Source organism: Streptomyces sp. CLCI03 (assembly GCF_053615355.1).
The window spans coordinates 6,865,274-6,882,053 of sequence record NZ_CM132132.1; the positions used below are offsets into that span (position 1 = coordinate 6,865,274).

General features: G+C 71.4%; 14 protein-coding genes and 1 riboswitch. Of the genes, 5 read left to right on the plus strand and 9 right to left on the minus strand.

What is annotated here, in order from left to right:
* Positions 1–42 precede the first annotated feature (42 nt).
* Positions 43–294, minus strand: coding sequence for an acyl carrier protein (locus ACWG52_RS31775; RefSeq protein ID WP_030388264.1), 252 nt, complete (start codon positions 292–294; stop codon positions 43–45).
* Between the two features lie 13 nt (positions 295–307).
* Positions 308–1,480: a SchA/CurD-like domain-containing protein gene (locus ACWG52_RS31780; RefSeq protein WP_389808566.1), complete on the minus strand. Its 1,173-nt coding sequence runs from the start codon at positions 1,478–1,480 to the stop codon at positions 308–310.
* 101 nt (positions 1,481–1,581) lie between these two features.
* Here ACWG52_RS31780 and ACWG52_RS31785 point away from each other — a divergent pair, with 101 nt between their 5' ends.
* Positions 1,582–3,315: an FAD-dependent oxidoreductase gene (locus ACWG52_RS31785; RefSeq protein ID WP_390135634.1), complete on the plus strand. Its 1,734-nt coding sequence runs from the start codon at positions 1,582–1,584 to the stop codon at positions 3,313–3,315.
* Between the two features lie 106 nt (positions 3,316–3,421).
* Here ACWG52_RS31785 and ACWG52_RS31790 read toward each other — a convergent pair whose 3' ends face one another.
* Together ACWG52_RS31790 and ACWG52_RS31795 are read right to left on the minus strand one after the other, a co-directional pair.
* The gene (locus ACWG52_RS31790; protein WP_389808571.1) at positions 3,422–3,964 is read right to left on the minus strand and encodes a hypothetical protein; all 543 of its coding nucleotides are present in this window, start codon (positions 3,962–3,964) and stop codon (positions 3,422–3,424) included.
* Positions 3,961–4,491 (minus strand): hypothetical protein, encoded by a 531-nt coding sequence (locus ACWG52_RS31795; RefSeq protein ID WP_389808574.1) that lies wholly within the window; start codon positions 4,489–4,491, stop codon positions 3,961–3,963. Before ACWG52_RS31795 ends, ACWG52_RS31790 begins: the two co-directional genes overlap by 4 nt.
* Before the next feature lie 215 nt (positions 4,492–4,706).
* Positions 4,707–4,935, plus strand: a riboswitch (cobalamin riboswitch).
* Between the two features lie 174 nt (positions 4,936–5,109).
* Here ACWG52_RS31795 and metE point away from each other — a divergent pair.
* Complete coding sequence (gene metE / locus ACWG52_RS31800) at positions 5,110–7,428, plus strand: 5-methyltetrahydropteroyltriglutamate--homocysteine S-methyltransferase (protein ID WP_453126620.1); 2,319 nt, start codon at positions 5,110–5,112, stop codon at positions 7,426–7,428.
* Here metE and ACWG52_RS31805 read toward each other — a convergent pair.
* The 3 genes from ACWG52_RS31805 to ACWG52_RS31815 form a co-directional block, all read right to left on the minus strand.
* Positions 7,425–8,036, minus strand: a complete 612-nt coding sequence (locus ACWG52_RS31805; protein WP_389808580.1) for a TetR/AcrR family transcriptional regulator — start codon at positions 8,034–8,036, stop codon at positions 7,425–7,427. The genes metE and ACWG52_RS31805 overlap by 4 nt on opposite strands.
* Positions 8,037–8,157: 121 nt before the next feature.
* Positions 8,158–10,230 (minus strand): galactose-binding domain-containing protein, encoded by a 2,073-nt coding sequence (locus tag ACWG52_RS31810; RefSeq protein WP_389807365.1) that lies wholly within the window; start codon positions 10,228–10,230, stop codon positions 8,158–8,160.
* Positions 10,231–10,549: 319 nt separating this feature from the next.
* A complete protein-coding gene (locus ACWG52_RS31815; RefSeq protein WP_389807363.1) occupies positions 10,550–11,767 on the minus strand; it encodes a serine hydrolase domain-containing protein in 1,218 nt (405 codons plus the stop codon).
* Between the two features lie 208 nt (positions 11,768–11,975).
* On the opposite strand from ACWG52_RS31815, the gene ACWG52_RS31820 reads away from it, so the two are divergent.
* Positions 11,976–12,812, plus strand: a complete 837-nt coding sequence (locus ACWG52_RS31820; protein ID WP_389807361.1) for a helix-turn-helix transcriptional regulator — start codon at positions 11,976–11,978, stop codon at positions 12,810–12,812.
* Between the two features lie 52 nt (positions 12,813–12,864).
* Here the strand turns inward: ACWG52_RS31820 and ACWG52_RS31825 are convergent, their stop codons facing one another.
* Positions 12,865–14,412, minus strand: coding sequence for a monooxygenase (locus ACWG52_RS31825; RefSeq protein WP_453126622.1), 1,548 nt, complete (start codon positions 14,410–14,412; stop codon positions 12,865–12,867).
* 64 nt (positions 14,413–14,476) lie between these two features.
* On the opposite strand from ACWG52_RS31825, the gene ACWG52_RS31830 reads away from it, so the two are divergent.
* Together ACWG52_RS31830 and ACWG52_RS31835 are read left to right on the plus strand one after the other, a co-directional pair.
* On the plus strand, positions 14,477–15,145 hold the full coding sequence (locus ACWG52_RS31830; RefSeq protein ID WP_389807359.1) for a TetR/AcrR family transcriptional regulator: 669 nt from the start codon (positions 14,477–14,479) through the stop codon (positions 15,143–15,145).
* A gap of 85 nt (positions 15,146–15,230) precedes the next feature.
* Complete coding sequence (locus ACWG52_RS31835; protein WP_386230498.1) at positions 15,231–15,587, plus strand: zinc ribbon domain-containing protein YjdM; 357 nt, start codon at positions 15,231–15,233, stop codon at positions 15,585–15,587.
* A 186-nt stretch (positions 15,588–15,773) separates the two neighbouring features.
* Here the strand turns inward: ACWG52_RS31835 and ACWG52_RS31840 are convergent, their stop codons facing one another.
* Positions 15,774–16,775 carry a ScbA/BarX family gamma-butyrolactone biosynthesis protein gene (locus tag ACWG52_RS31840; protein ID WP_389807357.1) on the minus strand — a complete coding sequence of 334 codons (1,002 nt, stop codon included), beginning with the start codon at positions 16,773–16,775 and terminating at the stop codon, positions 15,774–15,776.
* Between the last annotated feature and the right edge of the window lie 5 nt (positions 16,776–16,780).

The following is a 16,780-nucleotide window of genomic DNA, read 5'->3' on the forward strand; positions in this document are numbered from 1 at the left end:
AAGCCGGTCTCGAGGGCGTGGGCGGTGTCCCGGGCGGCGTTGTCAGGCGGCCAGGGCGTTGTTGACGAGGTCGAGGAACTCGCGCGGGGACTTGCACCGGTCCGCGTCGGCCGGCAGCGGCCGGCTGTGCCGGTTCTCCAGCTCACCGACGATGCCGAGGAGGCCCAGGGAGTCCAGGCCCCACTCGTCGAAGCCCGAGTCGGGGCGGCTCGCCATGGCCGCGGGGTCGACGGTGACGCCGGCCCCCTTCTTCATGAGCGCGGCCAGTTCTTCCATGGTCAGTCGAGCGGTCATGACGGACAACTCCTCAGGCTTGGACCGGCGAACGCCGGTCGGTGATCAGGCGCATTTCAGAGCGCGCGAGGAAGCGGGAGATCTCCTGGTCGGTGGTGGGGACGCCGTCCTTGGCGCTGTCGAGCAGCCGGGCGAGCACGGCGGCCTTGTGGTCGCCCTCGACACCGAGGGCGAGTGCGGGGCGCGCGTCGAGCGGGCCGCGCAGGTCGAGGAGGCGCACGACGATGTCGTCGCGCTGGAAGACGGTGCTGCCCTCGATGGGGCTCGTCGGGTCGTCCACGGCCGCCTCGTCCTGCCCGGCGAGGAGCCGGGCGAGCGCCGTGCCGCACCCGTCCTTCGCGGGGTAGAAGAGGGCGTGCCGCCCGACGTCCGCCCGCTCGCGTCCGCCGGCCGCCACATGGTGCACCGCGGGGAGCGCCGCACGGGTGAAGAACATCCGCGCCGATCCGGGATCACCGAGATCCCGGTCCTGCTCCAGGTACGGGTTGATGGCCTCCTCCAACGCCCGTACCTCGGGCTGCTGGGCCACGTGCCGCAGGGCCGCCAGCAGGTCGCCCTCGACCTCGACCGCCCGAACGACACGGTTGCCGTGCATGAACAGCGAGGTGCGGCGCAGCCGGGTGGTCTCGTCCACCTGGGCCTGCGGGGACGTGTACCCGGCGAGGAGCTCCGCCACCACCGGTTCGCTGCCGGGTTTCACGGTGAAGGTGAGCGCGTGGCGGACCACGCCGTCGCCACGCCGTGGAGCGACCTGGAGGCTGCCCCGGGCCCGATCCGCGGCGTCCGGTGAGGAGGCTTCGGCGGAGGGCGGGCCGGTGGGGGAGTGCGAGCCGGGGGCCGGCCCCTTGCCGATCTCCCGCAACACGCTGAAACGCAGCGAGCGGGTGTCCCGTACACAGCCGTGGAGCGGCTGCACCGACGCGACGTGTTCCTCACTGTTGATCCAGGCCAAGAACCGCGGTGCGCTCTCCCATTCGCTGGTGATGAGCCACTGGGACGGGTTCTCGATCGACTGGCACAACTCGTCGCTGATGTGTCCGGGGACGGAGGACACCTGCTTCTGGAGATGCTCGTACACCTCCAGGAACTGATTCTGCGCACCGTCGTACAGATCCAGCAGCAGCACGACCCGAAGCCTCGAGCCGTCGAAGGCGGACTGGGATATCCGTTCCGACAAGGTTGTCATCTTCACACTCCTTCGAGACCACACGGTCGCCACGGGGCGGCGCCACCCGAACCGATCGTCGTTCCGTAATCCGTGCGGCGCGAGAGGAGAGAACCAAGCGGGTGAACGAGCGAGGGAACCGGCCTCGTACAGGGCATGGAAGAGCCATGAAGGAAAACGTCGACCACCACGTCCCGGTCCTCATCGTGGGCGGCTCGCTGGTGGGTCTGTGCACCTCGCTCTTCCTCGGCCGGCATGGCATCCCGCACATGGTGGTCGAGAAGCACGCGGGTACCTCGATGCACCCACGCGGACGCGGTATCAACGTACGGACGATGGAACTGTTCCGGGTCGCCCGCGTCGAGGACCGGATCCGTGAGGCCGCCTCGGTCCTGGCGGACAACCACGGCATCATGCAGGGCGGCTCGCTGACCGGTGACGACCAGGAGTGGCTCTTCGAGGAAATCGACCCGGGGGGCGCGCTCGCGCGTTTCAGCCCGGCGGCATGGTGCCTGTGCAGCCAGAACGACATCGAGCCGGTCCTGATGTCCGTGACCCCCACACTCGGGGCCGACCTGCGCTTCTCCACCGAACTCCTCTCCTTCGACCAGGACCCCGGCGGGGTCACCGCGATCGTGAAGAACCGGGAGACCGGGGAGCACAGCACGGTGCGCGCGGACTACCTCGTCGCGGCCGACGGGCCGCGCAGCCCGGTACGGGAGGCGCTCCGGATCGGCCAGAGCGGCTCCGGAGACCTGTTCCACAACGTGAGCATCACCTTCCGGTCCCAGATGCTCTCCCATGTGGTCGGTGACCGGCGTTTCATCGTGTGCTACCTGACGAAGCCCGACGCCGACGGGGCCCTGCTGCCCGTCGACAACGCCGAGCGGTGGGTCTTCCACGCGCCCTGGCACCCGGACCGCGGCGAGACGTTGGAGGACTTCACCGACGAGCGGTGCGTGGAGCACATCCGCCGGGCCGTCGGCGCACCCGACCTGGACATCGAGGTCACCGGGAAGGCGCCGTGGCACGCCGCCGAGCGGGTCGCCGAGCGGTACGCGGTCGGCCGGGTCTTCCTGGCCGGCGACTCCGCCCACGAGATGTCACCCACCGGCGCGTTCGGCTCGAACACCGGCATCCAGGACGCCCACAACATCGCCTGGAAGCTCGCCGCGGTGCTGAACGGCTCGGCCGGGCCGGGGCTGCTGCAGACCTACGAGACCGAGCGGTTGCCGGTGGCCCGGGCCACCAGTGAGCGCGCTTCGGCGCGTTCGGCGGAGCACAGCCACCCCGGGTACGAGCCCGACCCCGAGCACACGCTCCCCGTCGGGTCCGCGCCGGCGGCCCTCCCGGACGCCGCGCCGGGCGCCGGCGGCCGGCAGGGCGGGGTCCTGTCCGTGGCCATGGGCTACCACTACAACCAGGGCGTGGTGCTCGGAGCCGATCCGGACCGACCGGTCGTGCCCGAACGGATGCGGCTCTGCGGCGATCCGGGCAGCCGCGCGCCGCACATGTGGCTCTGCGCTCCGGGCGATCCGGAGCCCAGGTCCACCGTGGACCTCTACGAACGTTCCTTCGTCCTGCTGTGCTCGGAGGAGACGCCGTGGCGGGCGGCCGGGCGATCCGTCTCCGAAGAGCTCGGCCTGCCCCTGGACGTGTACGCGATCGGCACCGGTCCGGAGGCCGACCTGATCCCGGCGAACGGCGGCGACTGGACCGAGGTGCACGGTACGACCCCGGACGGTGCGATCCTCGTCCGCCCGGACGGGTTCGTGGCCTGGCGCTCGGCGCAGGCGGTGGCCGATCCGGCGGCCGTCCTCCACGAGGTCCTGACCACGCTGCTGGACCGATCCTGATCCGACCGCTCCCGGTCCCGTTCCGGTTCCCGTGCCGTCGAGGGCGCCGTCCGGTGGAGGAATCCACGGACGGCGCCCTTTCACGCGGCGCCGGCGCCGGACCGGGTCATCGAGGCGTCTTCGAGCCGAGGGCCCCGGGGATCCGCGGCACCCAGTCGAGCGTCGCCGAGGCCTCCTTCGGATCCGGCTCGCGCATGGTGACGTGCCAGCCGTCCTCCCCGGTCCGTCCGGTGATGCGGACCGTGAACGACTTGGTCTGGCCCGTGTCGTGGAAGTAGACGACGACGAGCTGCCGCACGGACCCCTCGTCGTAGAACTCCGCGGTCACCTTCCCCTTGGCCCCCTCATGGAAGGACCGGATCCAGTTCCGGGCGGTCCGCTCCACGTCCCCCCTCGCCTCGTCGGGGTCGGCGGCGAGCGCCTCCACCTCCTCGGCCTTGCCGTCGGCGAGCCGCCAGACCAACTGCTGGGTGATCCGCAGGGAATCGGACGTGGGATAGCCGACCACGCCCAGCGGATCGTGGTTCGCGTAGTCGGTCGCGTACCGCAGCGCCTCCTCGTCGGAGCCGCACGCGGTGAGGGCGCCGCAGGCCAGCACGGACGCCAGGGCGGCGCGGACGACGAGCGCCGTCCTCGGGCGGGCGCTCATCGGGGAACCCGCGATTCGAGCTCGCCGGGTGTCTTCGGGATCCACGGCTCCACGGCGGTGGCTTCGGCGGGGTCCGCCTCGGTCATGCGCACCAGCCAGGCCTCCTTGTGGTCCACCAGCACGGCCCGGACGTAGAGCTCCTTGATCTGGCCGGTGTGGTGCAGGTAGAGCACGACCGTCTGGCGGTACGAGCCCTCGTCGTAGAACTCCGCGGTGACCGGCCCGCCGGCGCCCTTGCGGAAGGCACTGACCCAGTTCTGGGCGGTCTTCTCGGGGATGCCCTCGCCCTGCTTGTCGGACACGAGCGACGCCAGCCCGTCGACGTCGCCGTCGGCGATCCGCCACACCACTTCCTGGGTGATCCCCAGCGATCCCGTGGAGGGATATCCGACGACGGCGAGCGGCTGATGCCGGCTGTAGTCCCCGACGTAGTCGTTGCCGTCGGCGTCGTTCGCCGTCGAGCAGGCGGTCAGCACGCCGAGTGCCAGGGCGCAGCCGAGCGCGGCGCGCGGGACCGGTCCAGCCATACTTCCTCGGTCTTCCGGTGGTCATCGAGGGATCTCGATGGAGTGAGCTGCAAGGTACTGCGCTGACCGGGCAGTTAGATCCGGTAAACGGACAAGAGGGACACAACTCGCGCCTCAGTGACGCAATTCACTCAATGGCCGAATTTCGACCCCCATGAGTCTCGCCCGACCATCCGAATACCGGACAACTCCGCGCGCCATCGGGGAACGCCGTCTACTCTGGCCGAGCAGCTGGTTCGCCCCGTCCGCCAGGCGGGATGCGTCGTAAGAGGGAACCCGGTGGGAATCCGGGACTGCCCCGCAGCGGTGAGCGGGAACGACCGCCGTCATACGCACTGGACCCGACCGGGTCTGGGAAGCGACGGCCAGTAGGAGTCTCGTACGGCATCCGTACGACGGGACGCGCCCGCGAGTCCGAAGACCTGCCCGTTGCCCGTGCGCGACCGATCGCGCACGGAGATCCCGGTGACCTCGTGGGCGGGTCGGCGACACATCAGGCGGACGACCGCGGACGCGTGCACCTGCACGTACCCGGTCGGGATCCGCCCGGTTCGTCATCCCTTCGCGCCCTCGGCCCCTCATCGGGTCCACAGGAGAACGCTCGCGAAGGAGAGTTCCGTGACCAGCACGACCCCCGCCGCCGGACGGCCCACCGTGGCCACCGTGTACGGCTACCCCCGCCAGGGCCAGAACCGCGAACTGAAGAAGTCCGTCGAGGCCTACTGGAAGGGCCGCACCACCGCCGACGCCCTCCGGGACACCGCCCGCGAACTGCGCCGGACCAACTGGCGGCAACTGGCCGACGCCGGCATCACCGAGGTGCCGACCGGCGACTTCTCGTACTACGACCACGTACTGGACACCAGCGTGATGGTCGGCGCCGTCCCCGAGCGGCACCGCGCCGCCGCCCTGGCCGACCCGCTCGACGGGTACTTCGCGATGGCGCGCGGAACCCAGGACGTGGCGCCGCTGGAGATGACCAAGTGGTTCGACACCAACTACCACTACCTGGTGCCGGAACTCGGCCCGGACACGATCTTCACCGCCGACTCGACCAAACAGGTCACCGAGCTGACGGAAGCGCTCCGGCTGGGCCACACCGCCCGCCCGGTCCTGGTCGGCCCCGTCACCTACCTGCTGCTGGCCAAGCCCGCACCGGGCGTGGCCGCGGACTTCGATCCGCTGGCCCTGCTCGACCGGCTGCTGCCCGTCTACGCCCAGGTCCTGGCCGACCTGCGCGCCGCCGGAGCCGAGTGGGTGCAGCTGGACGAGCCCGCCCTCGTGCAGGACCGCACCCCGGCCGAACTGAACTCCACCGCCCGCGCGTACCGGGAGCTCGGCGGCTCGACCGACCGGCCCCAGCTGCTCGTCGCCTCCTACTTCGACCGGCTCGGCGAGGCGCTGCCCGTACTGGCCAAGGCCCCCGTCGAGGGGCTCGCCCTGGACTTCACCGAGGCCGCGGCCGGAAACCTCGACGACCTCGCCGCCGTCGGGGGACTGCCCGGCAAGCGCCTCGTCGCCGGCGTCGTGGGCGGCCGCAACATCTGGATCAACGACTTCGAGAAGTCCCTCGGCACCCTCGGTACCCTCCTGGGGCTCGCCGACCGGGTGGACGTGGCCGCCTCCTGCTCGCTGCTCCACGTGCCGCTGGACGCCACCGCCGAACGCGACATCGACCCGCAGGTCCGGCGCTGGCTCGCCTTCGCCCGCCAGAAGACCGCGGAGGTCGCCACCCTCGCCCGGGGCCTGGCCCGCGGCACGGGCGCGATCGCCGCCGAACTCGCCGCCAACCGGGCCGACCTGGCCTCCCGCGCCGGCTCCGCCCTCACCCACGATCCCGCAGTCCGGGCCCGCACCGCCGCCGTCACCGACGCGGACGGGCGGCGCGCCCAACCGTACGCGCAGCGGGCCGCCGCCCAGCGGGCACACCTGGGCCTCCCGCTGCTCCCGACGACCACGATCGGATCGTTCCCGCAGACCACCGAACTGCGCACCGCCCGCGCGGACCTGCGCGCCGGGCGCATCGACACCGCCGGCTACGAGGACCGCATCGAGGCGGAGATCCGGGAGATCCTGGCCTTCCAGGAGAAGGCCGGCATCGACGTCCTGGTGCACGGCGAGCCCGAACGCAACGACATGGTCCAGTACTTCGCCGAGCAGCTCACCGGCTACCTGGCCACCCAGCACGGCTGGGTCCAGTCCTACGGCACCCGCTACGTCCGGCCCCCGGTCCTGGCCGGTGACATCTCCCGCCCCGACCCGATGACCGTGCGCTGGACCACCTACGCCCGGTCGCGGACGTCCAAGCCGGTCAAGGGCATGCTGACCGGGCCCGTCACCATGCTCGCCTGGTCCTTCGTACGCGACGACCAGCCCCTCGGTGACACCGCCCGCCAGGTGGCCCTCGCCCTGCGCGACGAGGTCGGCGACCTGGAGGCGGCCGGCACCTCGGTCATCCAGGTCGACGAGCCCGCCCTGCGCGAGACCCTCCCGCTCCGGGCCGCCGACCGTGCCGCGTACCTCGCCTGGGCCACCGAATCCTTCCGGCTCACCACCGGTGGGGTCCGGCCGGACACCCAGATCCACACGCACATGTGCTACGCCGAGTTCGGCGACATCGTGGCGGCCATCGAGGACCTCGACGCCGATGTCATCAGCCTGGAGGCCGCCCGTTCCCACATGCAGGTCGCCGGTGAACTCGCGGGCGCCGGCTACCCGCGCGAGGTCGGTCCCGGCGTCTGGGACATCCACTCGCCGCGGATCCCCTCCGTGGCCGAGGTGACGGCGCTGCTGCGCAAGGGGCTGGGGGCCATCCCGGCCGAGCGGCTGTGGGTCAATCCCGACTGCGGCCTGAAGACCCGCGGTTGGCCGGAGACCGCGGCCTCGCTGGAGAACCTGGTCGAGGCCGCCCGGCAGGTCCGCGCCGAAACGGCCTAGCCTTCGGGTTCCCGGTCGTCGCCGACGAGACTCGCGACGTGGTCGGTGATCATGTCGAGGATGTTCGCCGCGATCCTGTCGTCGCCGAGGACGAGATGGTTCAGCGTCAGACCGTCCGTCATGGCGGCCAGGTAGTGGGCCAGCACCCGGACGGGCACGTGGAGTTCGAAGCCCATGTGGTGGCGGAGCTGCTCGATCAGTTCGGTGTAGGTGTCGCAGTACCGCTCGTACTGCCGCCGCGCCAGGTGCTCGAAGTCCGGTCGGCGCAGGGCGTACTGGGTGAGTTCGTAGGTCAGCATGTGTTCGCCCGGGTGGGCGGACACATGCTCCCAGTACGCCTGGAAGCCCGCCCGGACGGTCTCCCGGAGCGTGGCCTTGGGCTGGATCGCCTGTTTCACCAGGGTGACGCTGTGGTCGGTGATCGCCGCGATCACGGATTCGAGCAGGGCCTGCTTGGAGTCGAAGCAGTAGTGGAAGACGCTCAGGGACACGCCCGCCTCGGCGGCGATCGACCTGGTCGTCGTCCCGGCGACGCCGTCGCGGGTCATCGCGCGGATGGCGGCCTCGGTCAGCTGCCGGCGTCGGTCGGCCGAGGGCATCCGTGCCATGGGCGTTCCTTTCGGTTCGTGCCGCGGTGCGTCGTGCGTGGTGCGTGGTGCGAGGGAGGCCGGGGTCGGCCGGATCCGCAGATCCGGCCGACCCCGGCCCCTGGAGTCCCGCTCGGCGGGATCAGCTGCTGAAGACGCCGACCTCGTGGAGCGAGTACCCCCACTTCGTCGCGCGTTGGAGTCCCTGGACGCGGACGTAGCGGGCCGTCACCCCGGAGAAGCGGGCCGTGTCCAGGCCGCCGTCACTCGCGGTCGTGGACCAGACGGTCTGCCAGTTCGTGTCGTCCGTGGAGACCTCGATGCGGTACGCCTTGCCGTACGCGGCCTCCCAGTCGAGGGTGACGCGCCCCACGCGGTTCGCGGACCCGAGGTCGATGCGCAGCCACTGGTTGTCGTTCCACTCGCTCGCCCAGCGGGAGCCGGAGTCCCCGTCCACGGCCCGGCCCGGGGAGAAGTTCACGAAGGGGTTCCACCACTCCGCGCTCGACGCCGAGGCGGGGGAGCCCGTGGCGAGGTTCACCCCGGACCTGTGCTTCTCGGAGTTCCCCCAGGTGGTCAGGTAGGACTCGGCGCCCTTGAACAGGTCGTCCACCACACCCTGGCCGCCGACGAGGCGGATGTCCTCGATCCAGTCGGGGACCAGACCGTAGTGCGAGGCGCCGTCGGTGTTGAGGTCCCACGTGCGCGAACCGGTGGTCTGCTTGTCGATGACCGAGCCGCCGTCGGTGCTGCGGAACGGGTAGCGCACCGGGTTCGGGGTGTCGGCCCCGCGCGGTCCGGGCCAGCCGCCGACACCGTTCATGTCGGTGCCGTAGCCGTAGCCGACGTTGTACTTGTCGCGCAGCGCGTCCGTCCGCTTCGCCTCGGCGCTGAATCCCTCGGCGCCGCTCATGTACGAGGCGATGAAACCGCCGAGCTTGTAGACCCGCTCGGTCCACTCCATGTCCATCCAGCTGTGCGAGGAGATCACACCCGGGTACGACTCGGACTCCATGATGTCGAAGGACCGGCCCGCGGCCTTCACGCTCATGTGGTCGACCTCCAGCATCATCTTGCGCTTCATCATGCCGCGCAGCGCGTACTCGCCGAGTTCCGTGAGTCCGCGCGTATTGCACTGGGCGTCGGCGGCGTAGGACGGGATCGCCACGCCTTCGGGGAGTTTGCTCTGCACCGCGGGTGCGGCGGCGGCCAGTCCGATGGGGTTGTCGTGCTGGGGGCCGGTGCACTTCTCCGTCTTCCAGAAGGTTCCGGTCGACAGGAACTGGCCCGCGTTGATGGCCGTGCCGAGGGCGCCCTCGTCGAAGCGGACGCCGCACAGGGCGTTGTCGAACTTGTGGCACAGGAACATGCTGCGCACGCCGAGGCGGTACAGCTCGTCCAGGCCGCGGTCGATGTCCGCCTTGCTGCACTGGGCGATGTCCAGGATCTGCTTGCAGCCGAACGGCTCGGAGGTCTCGACGCCGAGGACCACGGCCAGCTTGCCCTGCTGGACGACGTCGCGGGCCTGCGCGGAGTCGGTGACGATGCGGAACCAGCCCTTGCCCGGGCCGCCGTACATCTTGTCTATGTAGGCCTGCATGTCGTAGGTCTTCTGCGCTTCGAGACGGATGGCGGTCATCTCGTCGCAGCCGCGGTCCTTGAAGAAGTAGACCGAGCAGATGACGCCGTTGGTGACGAGGTCGTTCACGAGCACGCGCTGACCGCCGCGCCAGGCCCGTTCGACCCAGGCGTAGTAGTTCTGCTGGTGGGTCAACGAGTCGTGGGCGGGCCAGTCCTTGAAGGTCGGCCAGCCGTTCGGGTCGTGCTTGCCGTCACCACCCTTGGTGATGAAGTCGAAGATCGCGAGGGTGCCGTCGGGGTAGTGCTCGGGGCAGTCCTTGAGCGCGTCGGCCACCCCCGCCTCGGAGAACGGCTTGCCGCAGATGAGCCGGCCGCCGAAGCCCTCGTTGGACATCAGGTGGTCGTGCGCGTCGACGAAGCCCCGGACCCGTCCCTGGGCGTCGGTGCCCTTGAAGGGCTCGCCGGTGACGTTGATGTCGGAGTCGGGTGCGGGCCGCGCGACCGGGTTCCACCAGCCGGGATCGGCGGCGGAGGAGGAGGGCACGGGGCCGAGCACCATGGCCACCACGGCGAGGAGCAATGACAGGACCGCCAGGGGCCTACGCCTGTGGTGCGTGTGTCGAGAAATGGTCATCACTCACGTCTTAAGGTCAGCCGGATGGCACGGTCGAGGAGCCGGATCCGTTCGGAGACACGACGAGCCGCGGTCACAGCCATGACTTGTCATGGACCTCACAAATGGTGGGACGAGAATCGCGACTGCCATCGACGGAGTCAATAGTCCGGGACAGGTGACCTGATGATTCATCAGATCCGCCGATTCTTCACAAGGTCCACGCACCGCTCACGGGCGGAGCGGATACGGCGACGGGGCAGCCCCGGCTCGGCCGCGTACGGGACGGCGTACGCGAGCCGGCCGGGTCTGCCCCGTTCGGGAGGAGGGTGCTACGGCGTCAGCGCGCGTTGTGTTCCGGCAGGTCCATCTCGGCCGGGGCGAAGCCGAATCCGCGCTGGGTGGTCTTCGGGGCCGGCTTGCCGCAGAACGCCGCTTCGAGGGTCCCGCCGAGGGCCGTGTTCGCCTCCCCCCTGTTCGAGGTGTTCGCCATCGCGGAGAGCGAGCGGCGCCCGTCGCGGGTGGAGAAGGCGTAGGTGTAGAAGCCCTGCACGGTACCCGTGTGCCCGTAGACCGAGGTGCCGCACGACAGGTCGTAGCGGCGCAGGCCGAGCCCGTAGAACCGGGTGTTCGTGGCGTCGGTCGGCGTCACCGTGAGCATGGCGTCCAGCAGGCGGGCGGGCAGCAGCCGGCCGCGGAGGAGCGCGGAGGTGAAGGTGTTCAGGTCGGCGGGGTTGGAGATCACCGCTCCGGCCGACTGGGCCCACGACACCGTCTGCTCGGTGGAGTCGACCAGCGGCGCGCCGGCCTCGTCGGGGTGGAGGTAGCCGCGGGTGTGCAGTCCCTTGATCTGCGTGCCGGGGTGCACGTAGGAGGTGTTGCGCAGCTTCAGCGGCTTGATGATGCGCCGCTCGTACTCCTCGGCCACGCCGTTGCCGGTGGCCTTCTCGATGAGCATGCCGACGACCACGAAGTTGGTGTTCGAGTACTTGTACGCGACGCCGGGCTCGGTCGTCCGCGGTTCGCGGAGCGAGAGGTCCACCAGCTCCTGGTAGCTGAACACCTTGTTGCGCACGGCCTCGAAACCCGGCACGGTGTGCTCGAACATCGCGTCCGTGTAGTCCGCCAGCCCGCTGCGGTGGGTGAGCAGATGGCGCACGGTGATCCGGTCGTCGGGCAGCAGCCCGGGCAGGTACCGGTTGACGGCCGTGTCCAGGTCGATCCGGCCCTCGTCCACCAACTGCAGCAGGACGACGGAGGTGAACGTCTTGCTGACGCTCCCGATCCGGAAGCGGGCCTGCGGGTCCATCGCCGAGCCCGTGGCCCTGTCGCGCACCCCCACCGTCCGGACGCTGACCCCGCCCGGTCCGCTGAAGCGGGCCAACGCGCCCGGCGCGCCGGCGGCGGTCGTGTTCCGCAACGCCTGGGTCAGCGCTTCGAGATCGGGGGTGGTGGGGGCGCCCTGGGCGGTGATCGGCGCGGCGTGGGCGGTGGTCGCCGGAGCCACGGCGGCCGTCACCGCCAGCAGGGCCGCACCGAGGGCCAGACGTCGGTTCATGGGCAGGGGCACGATGCTCCTCCGGTGGGGGGCGTACAGGTCGGGCGATACGAGCCTACGCAAGATCATCGGACCGACCGGCCATCGGTATGAGCCAGAACCCGCCATTTACGCACGGCAGTTCCGCCACACGGGCGAGCCACCCCGCGCGCCTGCCCGGGTGCGCCGCACCCAGGCAACCGCGCGAGGGCCGTTCTAGTCTGAAGCCGTGACCAGCAGCGATCTCGGAGACTTCCTGCGCGCCCGACGCGCCCGCCTGCGGCCGGACGACGTCGGACTCGTCTCCTACGGACGCCGCCGCGTGGCAGGGCTGCGTCGCGAGGAGGTCGCGGTCCTGGCCGGGATGAACAGCGATTACTACGCGCGGCTGGAACAGGGGCGCGAACGCGGCCCGTCGCCGCAGATCCTCGACGCGATCGGCGACGCCCTGCGCCTGGACGAAGCAGCGCGGGAGCACCTCTTCCGGCCGGCGGGCACGGCCCCGGACGGCGGCCGGCGCGGTGCCCGCCGGCCGAGGGAGTCGATCGGCGCCCCGCTGCGCCAACTGCTGGACGGATACACGGGCACCCCGGCCTTCGTCCTGAACCCCGCCACCGACGTGCTGGTGGCCAACGCCCTGGCCGACGCGCTGTTCTCCCCGTTCACGCGGCGGGACAACCTGGCACGCATGATCTTCCTCGACCCCGCGGCCCGGTCGTTCTTCGTCCGGTGGGACCTCGCGGCCGAGGCGGTGGTGGCCGGCCTGCGCCACGCGACCGGCCTCGACCCGCACCACCCGCGCCTGAGCGCCCTGGTACGGGAACTCAGCGCGAACGGGGCGGAGTTCACGGAGCTCTGGTGCGCGCACCGCGTCCGCGGCAAGACCCGCGACACCAAGGAACTCGACCACCCCGACGTCGGTCCGCTCTCGCTCGCCTTCGAGTCGTTCGCCGTGCTCGGGGCGCCCGGCCAACAACTGGTGATCTACCACGCCGAACCGGGAAGCCCGAGCGCCCGCGGCCTCGCCCTGCTCGGGAGCCTGCACGCGACCCGCCGGACGAGCTGACCGCGCGGCGGTCGGGCCGGGCCGTGCCGGGCAGGGGTGCCCGTGCCCGGTCTCAGGGTGCGCCGGCCCGCGTCGTCCACGCCGCGAGCGCGTTCTCGCGGCCGGTGCGGCGCGGGTCGAGGTCGGGGCTCCGGGTGGCCCAGGCGACGTGCCCGTCGGGGCGGACCAGGACCTCGCGGACCCCGTCGAGCTCCGGGTGTTCCTCGGTCGCGCGGGCGGTGACGGCGCTGATGCGCGGGCCCCGTCCGGCGGCGGGGGCCTCGTACGTCCGCGGCCGCGGTTCCCGCGCGTGCGCGAGGCGGAGCAGGACGAAGCCGCCCCGGTGCAGGAGTTCGTACACCCGCGTCGCACCCGGACCCGGACCGGCCGGATCGGTCGTGCTCAGGCCGATATCGGGCATGCGGCGGCCGATCAGCGGATCGGCGTCGGGGCGGGCAGGCGGGTAGGCGGTGCCGAGCGCGGAGACCCGGTCGGCGAGCCGGCGGTTGACCTCGGGCATCCCCAGCAGCTCCTCGAAGAGCCCGCGCAGCGCGGCGACCGGCCGCCGGTAGCGGGCCACCAGCGGCAGCTCCGCCAGCAGCGTCTGCACCTCGGTGTTCTCGGTGACGGCCCGGCCGACGGGGTGGCGTTCGGCGTGATAGCTGTCGAGGAGCCCGGGCGGGGCCCAGCCGCGCACCTCCGCCGCCAGTTTCCAGCCGAGGTTCATGGCGTCCTGGAGCCCGGTGTTGAGGCCCTGACCGGCGGCCGGGAAGTGGATGTGGGCGGCGTCGCCGGCCAGCAGGACGCGGCCGGAGCGGTAGGCGGCGGCCAGCCGGGTGGCATTGCCGAAGCGCGAGAGCCAGTGGGGCCGGTCGACCCCGAAGTCGGAGCCGCAGATCCGCACGAGCCCCGTACGGAACTCCTCCAGGGTCACCGGCACCCGCGCCGGCGTCCGCAGCCGCTCCGGATCGATGTACACGAAGCGGGTCAGGCCGCCTTCCAGCGGGACGGCGAGCACGCCCGCGTTCCGCGCGGCGGCGAGGGCCGCGGGGCCGGCCCCGACGGTGGCGAAGTCCCCGAGGACCCCGGTCAGGGTCTCGTCCGTGCCCGGGAAGTCGATTCCGGCCGCCTGCCGGACGAGGCTGCGCCCGCCGTCGCATCCGACCAGGTACGCGGCGCGAACGTGCCGCGGGTCCCCGGCCGGCCCGCGCACCTGTGCCTCGACCCCGTCCTCGTTCTGCCGCAGGCCGGTGAGCGCGTGGCCGCGGTGGATCCGCACCCCCAACTCGTCGGCCCGTTCGGCCAGCAGGGCCTCGGTGCGCGCCTGGGCCAGGAACAGCGTGTACGGGTGGCGGCTGTCGAGGGCGGCGAAGTCCAGCGGGGTGTCGAGGGCGGCGAAATGCCAGCCCGGCACGGTCCGGCCGAGCCCGAGGAAACGGGGGGCGAGCCCGCGCAGGTCCATCAGTTCCAGGCTGCGCGGATGCAGGGTCAGCGCCCGGGAGTCCTGCTGGGGCCCGGTGCGTCGCTCGACGACATGGGTCCGTACGCCGGCCAGGGCCAGCTCGCAGGCGAGCAGCAGCCCGGTCGGTCCCGCGCCCACGACGATCACATCGGTATCCATCGGCGATCCCTCCCACATTTAGTGAACAGTGTTCACGTGAACGGTGTTCACTATAGTGAGGTCCATGAGTTCTCCGTCAACCCCGACCCGGGGTCGCCCGGCCCGCCTCGACCGGGACCGGACCGTCGACACGGCCCTGGACCTCTTGGACGAAGTCGGCCTCGACGCGCTGACGATGCGCCGCCTCGCCGACGCGATGGACGTCCAGGCCGGCGCGCTGTACCGGTACTTCGCGACCAAGGACGACCTGCTGACCGCGATGGCGGAACGGATGCTGGCCGGCCTCGCGGCCACCGACACCGACACCGGCGGCGACTGGAGCGAGCGGCTGGCCACCCTCGCCCGAGCCATGCGGACCGCGCTGCTCGCCCGTCGCGACGGCGCGCGCGTCTACGCGGGCACGCACGCGACCGGACCCCACACCCTCGGCTTCGCCGAAGCGGTCGTCGACGTGCTGCGCACGGCCGGTTTCGGCGAGGAGGACGCGGCGCGCTCGCTGATGGCGTTGGCCCACTTCACCATCGGCCACACGCTGGAGGAGCAGGCCGCGCTCCGGCCGTCGGGGGACGGCGGGGCGTCGGATCCCGAGCGTCTGCGCCTCGCGGCCGAGCCCGAGCGCTATCCGCAGCTCGCCGCCGTGCTGCCCACGCTCACGAGCGGTGACTTCGCGGCGCACTTCGACTTCGGGCTGTCCTTGCTCCTACGGGGGCTGCGCGCCCTGGAGCACTCGTAGGGCCGGCGCCCGGGTCGGGGCCGGACCGGTCCGGGGCACGCCGCTCGCTGACCTGCGGCGATGGGCCCTGAAATATACTGACGGGGTGACTGAGAACCCCCTGCCTCCCTGCCCCGAATGCGCGGGCGCGTACACCTACGAGATGGGTGCGCTCCTGGTCTGCCCCGAGTGCGGCCACGAGTGGCCCCTCGCCCCCGGCGAGTCCGGCGGTGCCGCCGAGGAGCGGGTGATCAAGGACTCGGTCGGCAATGTGCTGGCCGACGGCGACACCGTGACGGTGGTCAAGGGCCTCAAGGTCAAGGGCAGCGCCTCGGGCATCAAGGCGGGCACGAAGGTGCGCAACATCCGCCTGGTGGAAGGCGTCGACGGCCACGACATCGATTGCAGGATCGAAGGCTTCGGCGCGATGCAGCTCAAGTCGAGCGTGGTCAGGAAGGTCTGACCGGAGGTCTGAGCGGAGGCGGCCTCGGGCGCGAACGGAAGAAGGCGCCTGTCGGGCACGGTCCCGATCAGGCGCCTTCGTCGTTCCTCCGCGGGGGTGGAGCCGGTCCGACGGTCGGTTCATGAGCCGGCGCGCTCATGAACCGACCGGATCACCGACGGTCCTTCCTCGGCGGGGACGGGCCGGTCAGCCCGCGGTGTGCAAGCGGAGGGGGACGGTCGTCGCGGTGGCGACGGCCGCCGTGGCGTCGAAGACGACCTCGCCGTTCTGGTGGGCGACGACGCTCACGGGATGCCGGTCCGGCATGGTGGTCGTCTCCCCGGGGTTGGGGAGCGTCTCGATCCAGCAGGCCGAGGTCAGCTCCGCGTAGCGGGAGAAGCGGATCTCCATGTCGGTCAGGACTCCCCGCCGGGGGAAGGCGGATCGGTACGCGGCCTGGCGAACGGCCTCCAGGAGCAGCATGCCCGGGGCGTGGTCGACGGGGTGGTCGAAGAGGATCGGATGGTTGACGTCGGCCCGGAGCTGGGCACGCCGCGTGGAGCTGGTGGGGGAGAGGACCACGTCGTGGAAGCGGTCGCGGCCCACACGGCGGGGGGTCAGCGGGGGCGGAAGCGGGATGGTGCGGGCGGCCACCTCGGCGAGATCCGCGTTCCGGCCGCGCAGGCGCTGGTAGACGGCCTCGGGCTGGTTGGTGAATCCGGCCTCGGCGGTGCCGAGGAACGCTCCGTCGCGGGTCGCGGTCACGTGCATGGTGAGACCCGCGAGTCTGCGACCGCGGCGCGAGATGCCGGAGCAGCGGATGTACAGGGAGATGTCGGCCGGGGTCGAACCGACCGCGAGGGCGTCGGGGTCGGTCGCGTAGCGGAACGTGTCCCAGATCTGGCGGTGACCGAAGGGGACGTCGTACGCGACGTGACTGAGGAGCGGGATGGCCTGGCGGACCGTTTCGGCGAGGAGCAGGGGATCGTGGTGGCCCTCGTCCGGCGTGTAGAAGCTGTGGGTGCGGGGCCATTGGGCGGTGACGACGAACTCGTCAGGCGCGACGGTGCGCCATCCGGTGAGCAGGACTTCCGAGTGTGCGCTCTTGTGTACGTACTCCCGAGGTAAGGCGCTGCTGAGCGCGGCGACGGGTGAGGCGGAACGATCGGTGGACACGGTCATGGTGGAGCCCCCCTGGACGTCGGACATGAGCT

Excerpts from the sequence above, each read along its gene's own strand:
- ACWG52_RS31775 (WP_030388264.1), bottom strand. The coding sequence starts at position 294 with ATGACCGCTCGACTGACCATGGAAGAACTGGCCGCGCTCATGAAGAAG.
- ACWG52_RS31780 (WP_389808566.1), bottom strand. The coding sequence starts at position 1,480 with ATGACAACCTTGTCGGAACGGATATCCCAGTCCGCCTTCGACGGCTCG.
- ACWG52_RS31790 (WP_389808571.1), bottom strand. The coding sequence starts at position 3,964 with ATGAGCGCCCGCCCGAGGACGGCGCTCGTCGTCCGCGCCGCCCTGGCG.
- ACWG52_RS31795 (WP_389808574.1), bottom strand. The coding sequence starts at position 4,491 with ATGGCTGGACCGGTCCCGCGCGCCGCGCTCGGCTGCGCCCTGGCACTC.
- ACWG52_RS31805 (WP_389808580.1), bottom strand. The coding sequence starts at position 8,036 with ATGGCACGGATGCCCTCGGCCGACCGACGCCGGCAGCTGACCGAGGCC.
- ACWG52_RS31810 (WP_389807365.1), bottom strand. The coding sequence starts at position 10,230 with ATGACCATTTCTCGACACACGCACCACAGGCGTAGGCCCCTGGCGGTC.
- ACWG52_RS31815 (WP_389807363.1), bottom strand. The coding sequence starts at position 11,767 with ATGAACCGACGTCTGGCCCTCGGTGCGGCCCTGCTGGCGGTGACGGCC.
- ACWG52_RS31825 (WP_453126622.1), bottom strand. The coding sequence starts at position 14,412 with ATGGATACCGATGTGATCGTCGTGGGCGCGGGACCGACCGGGCTGCTG.
- ACWG52_RS31830 (WP_389807359.1), top strand. The coding sequence starts at position 14,477 with ATGAGTTCTCCGTCAACCCCGACCCGGGGTCGCCCGGCCCGCCTCGAC.
- ACWG52_RS31840 (WP_389807357.1), bottom strand. The coding sequence starts at position 16,775 with ATGTCCGACGTCCAGGGGGGCTCCACCATGACCGTGTCCACCGATCGT.